12 protein-coding genes are annotated in these 13,167 nt (G+C 51.8%); 11 read left to right on the top strand and 1 reads right to left on the bottom strand.

All coding sequences use genetic code 11. The features are described 5' to 3' along the window. The first annotated feature begins 361 nt into the window (after window positions 1-361). The 8 genes from MKZ07_RS19955 (at window position 362) to pssA (ending at window position 9,976) form a co-directional block, all read left to right on the top strand. The gene (locus tag MKZ07_RS19955) at window positions 362-1,534 is read left to right on the top strand and encodes a GNAT family N-acetyltransferase (protein WP_036692310.1); all 1,173 of its coding nucleotides are present in this window, start codon (window positions 362-364) and stop codon (window positions 1,532-1,534) included. A 360-nt stretch (window positions 1,535-1,894) separates the two neighbouring features. Further along, window positions 1,895-2,356: a CtsR family transcriptional regulator gene (locus tag MKZ07_RS19950; RefSeq protein WP_036692312.1), complete on the top strand. Its 462-nt coding sequence runs from the start codon at window positions 1,895-1,897 to the stop codon at window positions 2,354-2,356. Between the two features lie 30 nt (window positions 2,357-2,386). Continuing rightward, window positions 2,387-2,911: a UvrB/UvrC motif-containing protein gene (locus tag MKZ07_RS19945; protein WP_036692314.1), complete on the top strand. Its 525-nt coding sequence runs from the start codon at window positions 2,387-2,389 to the stop codon at window positions 2,909-2,911. Between the two features lie 28 nt (window positions 2,912-2,939). After that, window positions 2,940-4,004, top strand: a complete 1,065-nt coding sequence (locus tag MKZ07_RS19940; RefSeq protein ID WP_036692315.1) for a protein arginine kinase — start codon at window positions 2,940-2,942, stop codon at window positions 4,002-4,004. A 36-nt stretch (window positions 4,005-4,040) separates the two neighbouring features. Continuing rightward, the gene (clpC, locus tag MKZ07_RS19935) at window positions 4,041-6,509 is read left to right on the top strand and encodes an ATP-dependent protease ATP-binding subunit ClpC (protein ID WP_036692316.1); all 2,469 of its coding nucleotides are present in this window, start codon (window positions 4,041-4,043) and stop codon (window positions 6,507-6,509) included. A gap of 207 nt (window positions 6,510-6,716) precedes the next feature. After that, window positions 6,717-8,084 (top strand): DNA repair protein RadA, encoded by a 1,368-nt coding sequence (radA, locus tag MKZ07_RS19930; protein ID WP_036692317.1) that lies wholly within the window; start codon window positions 6,717-6,719, stop codon window positions 8,082-8,084. A gap of 13 nt (window positions 8,085-8,097) precedes the next feature. Next, complete coding sequence (gene disA / locus MKZ07_RS19925) at window positions 8,098-9,174, top strand: DNA integrity scanning diadenylate cyclase DisA (RefSeq protein WP_036692318.1); 1,077 nt, start codon at window positions 8,098-8,100, stop codon at window positions 9,172-9,174. Between the two features lie 64 nt (window positions 9,175-9,238). Then, window positions 9,239-9,976: a CDP-diacylglycerol--serine O-phosphatidyltransferase gene (pssA, locus tag MKZ07_RS19920; protein WP_036692319.1), complete on the top strand. Its 738-nt coding sequence runs from the start codon at window positions 9,239-9,241 to the stop codon at window positions 9,974-9,976. A 213-nt stretch (window positions 9,977-10,189) separates the two neighbouring features. On the opposite strand, the gene MKZ07_RS19915 is transcribed toward pssA, so the two are convergent. Continuing rightward, window positions 10,190-10,585 carry a hypothetical protein gene (locus MKZ07_RS19915; protein WP_036692322.1) on the bottom strand — a complete coding sequence of 132 codons (396 nt, stop codon included), beginning with the start codon at window positions 10,583-10,585 and terminating at the stop codon, window positions 10,190-10,192. 210 nt (window positions 10,586-10,795) lie between these two features. On the opposite strand from MKZ07_RS19915, the gene MKZ07_RS19910 reads away from it, so the two are divergent. The 3 genes from MKZ07_RS19910 (at window position 10,796) to ispF (ending at window position 13,167) form a co-directional block, all read left to right on the top strand. Continuing rightward, entirely contained in the window at window positions 10,796-11,884 is a 1,089-nt protein-coding gene (locus MKZ07_RS19910; protein ID WP_036692324.1) for a PIN/TRAM domain-containing protein, read from the top strand. 99 nt (window positions 11,885-11,983) lie between these two features. After that, window positions 11,984-12,682, top strand: a complete 699-nt coding sequence (ispD, locus tag MKZ07_RS19905; protein ID WP_076161527.1) for a 2-C-methyl-D-erythritol 4-phosphate cytidylyltransferase — start codon at window positions 11,984-11,986, stop codon at window positions 12,680-12,682. Then, window positions 12,679-13,167 (top strand): 2-C-methyl-D-erythritol 2,4-cyclodiphosphate synthase, encoded by a 489-nt coding sequence (gene ispF, locus MKZ07_RS19900; RefSeq protein ID WP_036692332.1) that lies wholly within the window; start codon window positions 12,679-12,681, stop codon window positions 13,165-13,167. Before ispD ends, ispF begins: the two co-directional genes overlap by 4 nt.

Below are 13,167 nucleotides of genomic sequence, written 5' to 3'. Positions count from 1 at the left end.
ATTTCAGTAAGTACAGAAAAGTTGCGCACATGTGGATACCTTTGCAGGAACAAATTGATCCCCGGATTATGGGGACATCACGCATAATATTGTGGATGAGTCAAGCAAAAACATAAGTAATACACCGATTTTGTGGATAAAAAGTGAATATTGTGGATAGATAAAACGTATTCGTGGATAACTCATTTCAGCCGGAAAGAATCTCTTTCCGGTTTTTTGCGTTGCTGTGCAAAAGCTGTGGATAACTATTCTTTTTGCAGCTGATGACAAGCCTCTATTAGCATCTGGCGGCTTCGCTTGTTATACTCTCTATTAAGCAAATATCTGGAGCTAATTTATGGAATGTAACGGGGGGAACAGAATGGAAATCAGGCAATTACGTGCCGGAGAATTTGAGGACAGCCTGAGCTTGTCCGAATATGCTTTTAAGTATAAGGTTTCTGCAGAAGATAGAGTACACGCCAAGGAGAATTTCAAACCGGAACAAACCTGGGCGATTTTTGAAGGGAACAGCATCGGTGCGAAGCTGACGCTTCTTCCGTTACAGGTATATATACAAGGCAAGCCCGTTTCTATGGGGGGCATCGCCGGTGTAGCTACTTGGCCGGAGAAGCGCCGGCAGGGGTATGTTGCCCATCTGCTGACCCATGCGCTCCAGACAATGAACGAAGCCGGTCAGACATTGTCCTTTTTGCATCCGTTCCTGATTCCCTTTTACCGTAAATTCGGCTGGGAGATCTATTGTGAATATAAGAAGTACACTCTTCCGGTAGGGAAGTTCCCGCATAAGACAGAGATTAAGGGCAGCGTGAAGCGCGATACCTCTGATCTTGCAGTATTCCGGCAGTTGTACGACCAATTCGCCATGAGGTATAACGGTACTCTCCAGCGCAGTGAGACCTGGTGGAAGGAAAGTGTGCTTGATGACGATACACATTCCTGTGTGTTTTATTCTGAGCAGGGTGACCCGGAAGGTTATGTGCTGTATAAGATAGTGCAGCAGGAGCTGGTCATAGATGAGTTCATCTATGGGAACGAGCTTGCCCGCCAGGGCTTGTGGACCTTCCTTGCCAATCATGATTCCATGATTACGGCTGCACAGCTGAAGCTGGTGCCTGCTGACGATATTCTGCCCTTTCTCCTTCCTGATCCGCGGATTGCGCAGGAGAATTATCCATACTTCATGGCGCGTATCGTCAATGCCAAGGCTTTTGTGGAGAACATGAGCTTCAATGTGCCGGAGGGTGAACGGGAGCGGGTGCTTTATATTGAAGATAAGCATGCGTCCTGGAACAACGGGTTGTGGCAGTGGACGGTGTCGGAGCAGGGGGAGGCGACGCTTACCCAAATTCAGGGCGAGCGGTCAGAGGCTGACCTGGAATGCAGTATCGGCACGCTTACCGTGCTGCTGATGGGGTATAAACGTCCGCTTCAGGCGGCAAAGTACGGACAATTATCCGGGACTGCTGAGGCGACAGCTTGGCTTGAAGCGCTGATTCCGCAGGCCGAGACGGCATTATTCGATTTTTTCTGACAGAGAAAAGCTCTTCCCCTTCCCTTGGAAGCGGAGGAGCTTTCCTATACATAACGCCTCAATTCATGGAACTAAGCAGGCAACCGGAATACAATACAGCCAAAAAGTAAAAAATAAGAGTAACCCCTTGGAATTCAGTGAGAATATGTTATAATATGAAAAAGTCAAAGAAAGTCAAAGTCAACGCAGGCCGGATATATCGTTCTCAGGAATGTAACATTTAGAGAAAAGCGCAGTGCAGAGGCTTTTGCAGCCGATTCTTATTGCATTGCCAGGGTTAAATTCTAAAGAGCATGTCTCTGACGGCAGGCGTTGGCGCAGCACAGATTTAACCAATGCTTACACACTGGAGGATGAGTGATGCGTAATATCTCCGATATTATTGAACAATATCTGAAGAATATTTTGCATGAAAGTCCCGAAGGTACGGTGGAAATTCAGCGCAATGATCTGGCGGATCAGTTCTCCTGTGTCCCGTCACAGATCAATTACGTCATCAGCACACGGTTCACATTGGAAAAGGGATATGTGGTGGAGAGCAAACGCGGCGGCGGCGGATATATCCGGATTCAGCGCTATGAGCTGCCACAGAATGTGGCCCTATACGCACATCTGAACTCCACGATAGGGAATGATATGGATCAGAATTCTGCCGAAGGGCTGATTTATCAGCTGGAGGAGGCCCGATTCCTCTCCAAACGTGAAGCGTGTCTAATGCGGTCTGCGGTTTCCCGGGAATGCCTGACGGTTAATCTGCCGTACCGGGATGAGATTCGTGCCAAGCTTATGAAGGCTATGCTAATCTCTTTATTGGGCAAATAATTTGTCAAATGGTAAGGAGGGACACCGCTCATGCTATGCCAGGAATGCGGCGTCAAACCGGCTACACTCCACTTCACGAAGATCGTGAACGGGGAGAAGACGGAATTTCATATTTGCGAAAGCTGTGCGCGGGAGAAGGGTGAACTGATTCCCGGAACTGCGGGAGGCTTCTCTATCCACAGCTTGCTTTCCGGTCTCCTGGACCTGGAGGGCTCGGGCAAGGGAAAATCAGCAGCAGCACAAAGTGTGCAAGGTCTGCATTGCGAAAACTGCGGTATGACCTATTCACAGTTCAGCAAGCTGGGACGGTTCGGCTGCAGCTCCTGCTATAAGTATTTCGACAGTACGCTTGACCCGCTCTTCAGACGGGTGCATGGCAGTACAGCACATGTCGGCAAGCTTCCCAAGCGGGCTGGAGCACAGATTATGTGCAAGCGCCAGATTGATGAGCTGAAGCAGGAATTACAGCAGAGTATTGTGCAGGAGGAGTTCGAAACCGCAGCTGAGCTGAGGGACAGAATCCGCAAGCTTGAAAAAGAAATTCCACAAGAGTAAAGTCTTTGATATATAGGGGGGATCAGGCATGTCAAGTCTCCGGTATACCGAACAAGCACTTAGTGAATGGATGCGCTGCGGCGGCAGTCATTCAGAGATTGTCATCAGCAGCCGTATGCGTATCGCCCGTAATCTGGAGCATCTTCCGTTCCCGCTACTTGCTTCGGCAGAGCAGTCGGAGGAGGTGCTGGAGCAGCTTGCCCCTGTATTTCAGGGCGATGCCTCTGCAGATTTCGGTAGCTTTGAACTGCTGAGACTGGATGAGCTGGGTGAGCTGGACAAAAAAGTGCTGGTGGAAAAGCACCTTATCAGTCCTAATCTGGCGGATGACTCCAAAGGCGGGGCAGTTATTCTTAATGAGGATGAGTCGGTCAGCATTATGATTAATGAGGAGGATCATCTCCGCATTCAATGCCTGTTCCCTGGGCTGCAGGTCAGAGAAGCATGGGTGAGGGCGACCGCCATCGATGATATTTTTGAGGCTGCTGTCAATTACGCCTTCGATGACCGCAGAGGATATTTAACAAGCTGTCCCACCAATGTGGGAACTGGGCTAAGAGCTTCGGTTATGGTCCATCTGCCGGCCTTGGTGATGACTCATCAGATCAACCGCATTTTATCTGCAGTCAATCAGGTGGGGCTTACCGTTAGAGGAATTTATGGTGAAGGCAGCGAAGCAGTAGGGAATATCTTTCAGATCTCGAACCAGATTACGCTGGGACAGACCGAAAGTGAGATTATTGAGAATCTTCACAGCGTAGTCACCCAGATTATAGAGCATGAGCGGAATGCGCGTGATCGCCTGCTGGCGGATTCCGCATTGCGGATTACTGACCGTATCAAGCGCTCCTACGGAATACTGGCCTATGCTGCTGTGATGGAACTGAAAGAATCGGCACAGCGGCTCTCCGATCTGCGGCTTGGTGTAGATCTGGGGATTCTGGAAGGGCCTTCGATTTCAGTGCTCAATGAGCTGAATGTCAAGACTCAGCCGGGCTTTCTGCAAAAGCTGTTCGGTGACGAGCTGTCGCCTACTGAACGCGATATGTACCGGGCAAAGCTGCTCCGGGAGACACTGGGATCACAACATTAATTATAGATATTTATTATCCGTGGAGGTGCAGGAGATATGATGTTTGGAAGATTTACGGAACGCGCACAAAAGGTGCTGGCGCTGGCGCAGGAAGAAGCCGTACGTTTGGGACACAACAACATTGGGACAGAGCATATTTTACTCGGACTGATTCGTGAAGGAGACGGCATTGCCGCTAAGGCATTGATCGGACTTGGTCTGGGTCTGGAGAAGATACAGGATGAAGTAGAAACGCTGATTGGCAGAGGTCAGGAACAACCGACCAACATCGCTTATACTCCTCGTGCCAAGAAGGTAATCGAGCTGTCTATGGACGAAGCCCGCAAGCTGGGTCATACGTATGTGGGAACAGAGCATATCCTGCTCGGTCTGATCCGCGAGGGAGAGGGCGTAGCAGCCCGTGTGCTGAACAATCTCGGCATTAGCCTGAACAAGGCCCGCCAGCAGGTATTGCAGCTCCTGGGGAGCAATGAAGCAACCTCCAGTCACAGCGGAGCTCCGGCTAACGTCAGCACGCCAACATTGGACGGCCTGGCCCGCGATCTGACAGCTTATGCCAAGGACGGTAACCTCGATCCTGTGATCGGCCGCAGCAAGGAAATTGAGCGTGTCATTCAAGTGCTGAGCCGCCGCACCAAGAATAATCCGGTATTGATCGGTGAGCCTGGGGTCGGTAAAACGGCGATTGCCGAAGGTCTGGCTCAAAAGATTATCAACAATGAAATTCCGGAGACGCTGCGCGACAAGCGTGTCATGACCCTCGATATGGGTTCTGTAGTGGCCGGTACGAAATATCGCGGTGAGTTCGAAGACCGCCTCAAAAAAATTATGGATGAGATTCGCCAAGCAGGCAATATCGTGCTCTTCATCGATGAATTGCATACGCTGATCGGAGCGGGTGGTGCAGAAGGCGCAATTGATGCTTCCAACATCCTGAAACCTGCCCTGGCCCGTGGTGAGCTGCAATGCATCGGTGCCACTACGCTTGATGAATATCGCAAATATATCGAGAAAGACGCTGCCCTGGAACGCCGCTTCCAGCCGATTACGGTGGATCAGCCTTCGCCTGCAGAAGCTGTTCAGATCCTCTTCGGCCTGCGTGACCGCTATGAAGCACATCACCGGGTGAAGATTACGGATGAAGCCATTGTGGAAGCTGTCAAGCTGTCGGACCGCTATATTCCAGACCGGTTCCTGCCGGACAAGGCCATTGACCTGATTGATGAAGCGGGCTCCAAGGTAAGACTGAATTCTTACACCATTCCGCCGAATCTGAAGGAACTCGAAATGCGTCTGGATGATATCCGCAAGGAGAAGGATTCCGCAGTTCAGAGCCAGGAGTTCGAGAAGGCTGCTGCACTGCGCGATACCGAGCAGAAGATTCGTGAAGAGCTGGATACTACGAAGAATCAGTGGAAAGAAAAGCAGGGCCGCACCGATTCCCAGGTTACACCTGAGGATATCGCACAGGTGGTTGCCAGCTGGACCGGCATTCCGGTCAGTAAGCTGAAGGAAGAAGAAACGGACCGTCTGCTGAATATGGAAGCTCTGCTGCATGAACGTGTAATCGGCCAGGATGAGGCCGTTAAGGCAGTCAGCCGGGCTCTACGCCGGGCGCGTGCGGGCCTGAAGGACCCGAAACGTCCGATGGGCTCCTTCATCTTCCTCGGACCTACCGGGGTTGGTAAGACAGAGCTGGCGCGTGCGCTTGCCGAAGCGATGTTCGGTGATGAGAATGCGGTCATCCGCATCGACATGTCGGAGTACATGGAGAAGCATTCCACCTCCCGTCTGGTCGGAGCGCCTCCAGGGTATGTTGGGTATGAAGAAGGCGGACAATTGACAGAGAAGGTGCGCCGCAAGCCTTATTCGGTTGTCCTGCTGGATGAGATCGAGAAGGCCCACCCTGAAGTGTTTAACATTCTGCTGCAGGTGCTGGAAGACGGCCGTCTGACCGATTCCAAAGGTCGCGTGGTCGATTTCCGCAATACCCTGATTATCCTGACCTCCAATGTCGGGGCACAGGCAATCAAGAAGAATTCGACGCTTGGATTCACGGCTGTTCAAGATGCAGGCGCCGATTATACCAATATGAAGGGCAAGGTTATGGAAGAGCTGAAGAAGAGCTTCCGGCCTGAGTTCCTGAACCGGATCGATGAGATCATCGTCTTCCACTCTCTGGAGGAGAAGCATATCGCAGAGATCGTTACATTGATGTCCGACGAATTGCGCAAGCGTCTGCGTGAGCATGATGTAGACTTCCTGCTTACCGACGGAGCCAAAGCGTTCCTGGCCAAAGAGGGTTATGATCCGGCCTTCGGTGCCCGTCCGCTCCGCCGGGCGATTCAGAAGCATATCGAAGACCGCCTCTCCGAAGAGCTGCTCAAAGGAAACATCAAGAAGGGCGATTCCCTGAACATTGATGAGGTGAACGGCGAACTGGTCGTAACCACCATTGAGGCGCCGGCCGAGGTCTCCCTGGAGAAAACAGTCGAAACTGAATAATTGTTCCGGAAAATGAAACAAAGCTCCCGCTCCTCCGTATAGAGGGGCGGGAGCTTTATTTGTTTCCGACCCTCAGGCATGCCTAAAAGAAGACGCAAATTAAAACTAGATCTTAAGTGTCCTTCCGTTCAGTGTGCAGAAATGGTAAACTTTGAATAAGAGTAAAATATCCGCAATTTTAGCAAGTTCGGACGGTAAGGAGTGCACATGGCTAAACCTAAAACAAAATTTTTCTGTACCGAATGCGGCTACGAATCACCAAAGTGGTTCGGGAAGTGCCCGGGGTGCCAGGAATGGAACTCGATGGTAGAGGAAACGGAAAGCGTCGTCAAAACACAAGGCATGAATGCACCTATTTTTCAGAGTAAAGAAAAGGCGCAATCGATCATAAATATAGAAAGTGACAAGGAGCCGCGTATTCTGACGGGCATCGGGGAGCTTAACCGCGTGCTTGGCGGCGGAATTGTACCCGGCTCGCTGGTGCTGGTTGGAGGCGACCCCGGAATCGGGAAATCGACACTGCTGCTGCAGACCTCGCATGCCTTGACTACACAAGGGCTGCGCGTGCTGTATATTTCGGGGGAAGAATCTGTGCGGCAGACCAAGCTGCGGGCCGACCGACTCGGAGCGCTCTCTGCGGAATTGTACGTTCTATGTGAGACGAACATGGAGAGCATTGAGGAAGCCATTGAGCAGATTCAGCCTCAATTTCTGGTCATTGACTCGATCCAGACTGTATTTATGCCGGAAGTGACCAGTGCGCCGGGCAGTGTAGCACAGGTGCGGGAATGTACGACAAGATTCATGCGGATTGCGAAGATCCGGGGAATCGCCACGGTGCTTGTAGGGCATGTAACCAAGGAAGGCGCTATTGCCGGCCCTCGTATGTTAGAGCATATGGTGGACTGTGTCCTTTATTTTGAAGGGGAACGCCATCATACGTACCGTCTGCTGCGTGCGGTGAAGAACCGCTTCGGCTCCACGAATGAGATCGGGATCTTTGAAATGGGTGAAATCGGGCTGACCGAGGTGGAGAACCCGTCGGAGCTGTTCCTGTCCGAGCGCCCGCTTGGAGTGGCCGGTTCTGCGGTGGTAGCCAGCATGGAGGGCACAAGACCTGTTCTTGTTGAACTGCAGGCGCTGGTAGCTTCGACACATTTCCCTTCGCCCCGCAGAATGTGCACAGGGATGGATCATCAACGGATGGCGCTGATCATTGCTGTACTGGAGAAGCGGATGGGCATGTTCCTGCAGAATCAGGACGCTTACCTCAACGTTGCGGGAGGGGTGAAGCTGGATGAGCCGGCGGTGGATTTGGCTGTCGCCATCAGCATTGCCTCCAGCTTCCGTGATTTTCCGACCAAGCCGTATGATGTGTTCTTCGGGGAGGTAGGGCTTACCGGTGAAGTGAGAGGGGTATCACGCGCAGAGATGCGGGTGAAAGAGGCGGCCAAGCTTGGCTTCCGGCGGGTCATTATGCCCGAGAAGAGTCTGAAGGGCTGGAAGCATCCGCAGGATATCCAGATTATAGGCGTCAGCACAGTAGCACAGGCACTAGCGGTTGCGTTAGATTAGGGGGCACAGGGACATGAAAGAATATAATCCATTAGATAATATGAATGATCTGCTTAGAATGGCTGCACCTGGAACACCCTTCCGGGAAGGACTGGAGAATGTGCTTCGCGCGAAGACCGGGGCACTGATTGTTGTCGGATATAGTCCGGAAGTCATGGAGGTTGTCGATGGCGGCTTCTCCATTAACTGCGATTTTTCACCAAACTATTTATACGAGCTGGCCAAAATGGACGGGGCGATTATTCTGAGCGAGGATCTGAAGCGGATTCTGTACGCCAATACGCAGCTGATCCCTGATTCCTCCATCTCTTCGATTGAGACAGGAATCCGGCACCGGACGGCTGAACGTGTAGCGAAGCAGACCGGCAAACTGGTCGTTTCCATTTCCCAGCGCCGGAATATTATTACGCTGTATCAGGGCTCCATCCGTTACGCGCTCAAGGAAATCGGTGCCATTCTGGCCAAGGCCAACCAGGCGATTCAGACTCTGGAGAAGTACAAAGCCGTTCTGACACAAGGGCTGACCAACCTGTCCGCTTCCGAATACGAGGGGATTGTGACGGTGGCCGAGGTTGTCGGTGTGATTCAGCGCGTAGAGATGGTGCTGAGAATCAAAATGGAAATTAAGCGATACATCAACGAGCTTGGCAATGAAGGCCGGCTGATCAGCATGCAGATGGAAGAATTGGTTGGAAATACTGAGGAAGAAGCATGGCTGCTGTACAGAGACTATGCCAGGGAAGAGCAGGAGGAGAAGATCCGTGAGATCATTGCCGGGCTGAAGCGCAGCAGCGATGATGAACTGATGGATGACAACCATATTGCCCGCCTGCTGGGCTATTCCTCAACAGCCATTTCCTCCGAAGAAGCTGTGACTCCGCGCGGTTACCGCCTGCTGAACAAGATCCCAAGGCTGCCGAATGTAATCATTCACAATTTGGTGGAACGCTTCGAAATGCTGCCTAACCTGATGACGGCAAGCATAGCTGAGCTTGATGAAGTAGATGGCATTGGCGAGGTCCGCGCACGCAATATTCAGGACGGGCTGAAGCGGCTCCAGAAACAAGTTCTTATTGACAGACAAATGTAAATACCATACAATCACGTAATGTTACAGTCCCATGCAGTGCAAGTAGGAAAATTGAGGTGAAGAAATGATACAAAAATCAATTCCAAGTCTTTTTACGATTGGTAATCTGATGCTTGGAATGTTTGGTATCATGATGGCGTTTGACGGCAAGCTGAGCATGGCCGCTATCATGGTGATTATCGCGATGCTGCTCGATGGGCTGGATGGCCGTATGGCCCGTGCGCTGAAATGTGAGAGTGAATTCGGCAAGGAGCTGGATTCTTTATCCGATGTAGTTTCGTTCGGAGTCGCACCGGCGCTGATTATGTATTTAACAAGTCTGCAGGAGCTGAATCCTGCAGTGGGATGGACAGTCACAGCGATTTTCCCTGTATTCGGAGCCTTACGTCTGGCCCGGTTCAATGTCCGCCCGGGGATTCCGGGATATTTCGTAGGATTGCCTATTCCTGCTGCGGGCGGGGTTCTGGCCACGCTTGCACTTTTCCATAAGGATGTATCTGCACCATTCATGATTGTGGCTACCCTGCTGCTGTCCTATCTGATGGTCAGCACAGTGAAGTATCCCAACTTCAAGAAGATCGGTTTTCCCAAAAAAGCGGTTATAGGCGCACCTGTAGTTATCGTGATCGCTGTAGCTGTTGCGGTGGTCTTCCCTGAACAGATTGCCAAGCTGATCTTTGGACTGCTGGCGCTGTATGCCTTGTATGGCTTCAGACAGAGCTTAGGACTATTTAAGGTTCGGCGGCAACGCCGCCGCAGAAGACGCGCGGAAGATAAGGTATATCATTCCAAGAACGGTTAGCCCTCCTTTTGAAGGACGGTACCGTTTCAGCGAGAAATATAAGGATAAGTTATTGCGTGAAACATATAAATTCTTATATTTGTACAAAAGGCATTGCCTTTCCTGATATCAGGAGAGTGCAATGCCTTTTTGCTGCTTGCGGGAAGGGAAGTATAAGGAATACGGTTCCCCCGGAGCTGGGGGAATGGATGAAGGAGAGCGCGGACGGTCTGCTCAGGACAAGTTGAACAACCCGAGTGTTGCGCATTTCTGCGATTCCTTGGCGACAACCTCGTCCATATTGATAGCAAGCAAATTGCAGAGTGCAGACATGTAGAACAACTCGCGGCCCAGCTCGGAGCCAATGACCTCCCGGCAGTTCTCACACAGCTCTCCTGCCAGATGAGTCCCTGCAAGCTCTTTGGCTTGCTCAAGGCCTAGAGTGGGCTCGAAGACCTGCTTGGTGGCGTGCAGCTGAATGCAGCCGCATTCGGTAATGGCTTTGACGACAGCCCGGTTGACGGAAGCACTGCTCTGTCCGTTCTTGGACATTACATCCAGAAGACTACGGTGACGGAGCAGCAGTTCGGAGACTTGATCCTGAAAGGCCTGTAAACTTGGTGCGCTCATTTTCCATTCACCCCTGGGTTCGAATTGAGTTCATTATATGCCAGGGTCTCCCTCATTTTCAACCAGAAATAGAGGTTTACGGCAAGAGAGCTGACCGGGAATTTCGGGCTTACAGAAAAAATAACGGCCCCCTGGATTATTGTCCTAAAAATTGGAACATACTGGTGAGGTATAGAGGATTGATGGATGAATAAAAGGAGGTGCGAGGTTATGTGGAAAAAGATGATTTTGATGCTTGCCGGGTTATGTGGAGCCTGGTCCGGTTATTCGCTATATCACGCGGCAGAAAGAGGGTTCCCGGTAGGCCTTGGGAAACTGGAGGATAGCTTGCCTATGGAAGGAAGCGTTTTGTGTGCGGTGCTGGGTGCCATTATTTTTCTGATTGCGGGGACTTTATGCGCGGATTGGGCAAGTTCAAAACTGCGGGAGGCGGTTGCGTATTGCTCGCGTATCCCGATGAATGAGCTTGCTGCAAGCGCAGCGGGGCTTACGGGAGGTCTGCTGCTGTCTCTGCTGCTGTATCCCGTTATGGCCTGGCTGGGCAAAGCAGGGGAGCTGCTGCAGGTAGCTGCTACGCTTGCCCTGGGTTATATGGGTCTGCGGATCGGACTGGAGAAGAAGGAGGAGCTCGCTTCGCTCTGGAATACCGGACGCTGGGCGCGCTCTGCGGAACCGGAGGAACGCGGAAATCAGGAGCATAAGATCCTCGATACCAGCGTGATTATTGACGGACGGATTGCTGACATCTGCAAAACGGGCTTCATCGAAGGTACCATTGTTATACCTGAGTTCGTACTGGAGGAGCTGCAGCATATTGCCGATTCATCCGATCTGCTGAAGCGTAACCGTGGACGCCGGGGGCTGGATATTCTGAATAAGATTCAGAAAGAGCTGGACGTCAAGGTGCTGATCTATGAAGGGGATTTCGAGGAGATCTCGGAAGTGGACAGCAAGCTGGTCAAGCTGGCGAAAGTGCTGCACGGCAAGGTCGTCACCAACGACTTCAACCTTAACAAGGTGTGCGAGCTGCAGGGAGTGTCAGTGCTGAATATTAATGACTTGGCGAATGCAGTGAAGCCGGTGGTTCTGCCGGGCGAAGAGATCATTGTACAGGTGATTAAGGACGGCAAAGAACATGGACAAGGCGTAGCCTATCTGGACGATGGCACGATGATTGTGGTGGAGGGCGGCCGGGATTATATCGGCACTACGATGGAGGTTCTGGTGACGAGCGTGCTGCAGACATCGGCAGGACGGATGATTTTTGCCAAACCGAAGCTTCTGGAAAAAGCACAATAAGTTCAGTCAAGGCTTCCGGCAGCACCTTTCGGGCTTGGAAATGCCAGCCAAACACGTTATGATGGGAGTATACGTGAAAGAAAGACAGGAGCCGAAAGCATGTCAAACAGTGTTGGCGTCGTTATCGTAGCGGCAGGCAGAGGAACCCGGATGAGGACGGCAGAGAGCAAGCAATATTTGCTGCTGCAGGGCAAGCCGATTATCGTGCATACCCTGGAGGTGTTCCAGCGGCATAAGCTGATCTCTGAGATTGTGCTTGTCACCGGGGAAGAGGATGTGCAGCGCTGTAAGCAATGGGTACAAGCCTTCAAGCTGGATAAGGTGGCTGCGGTCATTCCCGGGGGAACGGAGCGCCAGCATTCGGTTCGCCGCGGACTGGAGGAACTTAAGACTCATTGGGTCATGGTTCATGACGGGGTACGGCCATTCGTACAGGACAGCGAGATAGAGGCTTGCTACGAGCGGGCTCAGTCCGATGGAGCGTCGGTGCTTGCAGTACCGGTTAAGGATACGATTAAGCAGGTGGACAGTGAAGGCAAGGTGCTGTCAACGCCGGATCGGCGAAGTCTGTGGGCGATTCAGACCCCGCAGACTTTTCGTTTGTCCGATCTGCTGTCCGCCTATGAGGAGGCAGAGCGGGACGGTTTTCTCGGGACTGATGATTCCAGTCTGGCTGAACGCAGCGGCATTACCGTGTCAGTTGTAGAAGGAAGCTACATGAATATTAAGATCACGACGCCGGAAGACTTGGATTTCGCTGAATTCACAGTAAGAAGCAGGGGAGAGGAACACAGATGATTGCTGTAGGACAAGGATTTGACGTACACCAGCTGGTCGAGGGAAGACCGTGTATTATCGGCGGAGTGACGATTCCTTATGAGAAGGGGCTGCTGGGGCATTCGGATGCGGATGTGCTGCTGCATGCTGTAAGCGACGCTATACTGGGAGCGCTGGGACTGGGGGATATCGGCAGACATTTTCCGGATACGGACCCGGCGTTTAAGGATGCAGACAGCCTGAAGCTGCTGGAGCAGGTATGGGCACTTGCGCGTGAGCGCGGATACCGGCTGGGGAATATCGATTCAACCATCATTGCACAAAAACCGAAGATGGCGCCATATATTCCGCAGATGACGGAGATTATTGCCCGCACGTTGAACGCTGACGTATCGAAGGTGAATGTAAAAGCAACAACGACTGAGCAACTGGGCTTCGCGGGGCGCGGAGAGGGAATTGCCGCCCAATCTATTGTCTGTCTGCTGCAAGATGTGATATCATCGTGA

Origin of the sequence: Paenibacillus sp. FSL P4-0338 (genome assembly GCF_038002365.1) — a bacterium.
Taxonomy (GTDB): Bacteria; Bacillota; Bacilli; order Paenibacillales; family Paenibacillaceae; genus Paenibacillus_AQ.
Note: the sequence above shows the minus strand (reverse complement) of the source record. Positions and strands in the feature narration are given on the sequence as shown.

Bases quoted from the DNA above. Each gene is read 5' to 3' on its own strand.
- MKZ07_RS19955 (WP_036692310.1), top strand. From the start codon at position 362: ATGGAAATCAGGCAATTACGTGCCGGAGAATTTGAGGACAGCCTGAGC.
- MKZ07_RS19950 (WP_036692312.1), top strand. From the start codon at position 1,895: ATGCGTAATATCTCCGATATTATTGAACAATATCTGAAGAATATTTTG.
- MKZ07_RS19945 (WP_036692314.1), top strand. From the start codon at position 2,387: ATGCTATGCCAGGAATGCGGCGTCAAACCGGCTACACTCCACTTCACG.
- MKZ07_RS19940 (WP_036692315.1), top strand. From the start codon at position 2,940: ATGTCAAGTCTCCGGTATACCGAACAAGCACTTAGTGAATGGATGCGC.
- clpC (WP_036692316.1), top strand. From the start codon at position 4,041: ATGATGTTTGGAAGATTTACGGAACGCGCACAAAAGGTGCTGGCGCTG.
- radA (WP_036692317.1), top strand. From the start codon at position 6,717: ATGGCTAAACCTAAAACAAAATTTTTCTGTACCGAATGCGGCTACGAA.
- disA (WP_036692318.1), top strand. From the start codon at position 8,098: ATGAAAGAATATAATCCATTAGATAATATGAATGATCTGCTTAGAATG.
- pssA (WP_036692319.1), top strand. From the start codon at position 9,239: ATGATACAAAAATCAATTCCAAGTCTTTTTACGATTGGTAATCTGATG.
- MKZ07_RS19915 (WP_036692322.1), bottom strand. From the start codon at position 10,585: ATGAGCGCACCAAGTTTACAGGCCTTTCAGGATCAAGTCTCCGAACTG.
- MKZ07_RS19910 (WP_036692324.1), top strand. From the start codon at position 10,796: ATGTGGAAAAAGATGATTTTGATGCTTGCCGGGTTATGTGGAGCCTGG.
- ispD (WP_076161527.1), top strand. From the start codon at position 11,984: ATGTCAAACAGTGTTGGCGTCGTTATCGTAGCGGCAGGCAGAGGAACC.
- ispF (WP_036692332.1), top strand. From the start codon at position 12,679: ATGATTGCTGTAGGACAAGGATTTGACGTACACCAGCTGGTCGAGGGA.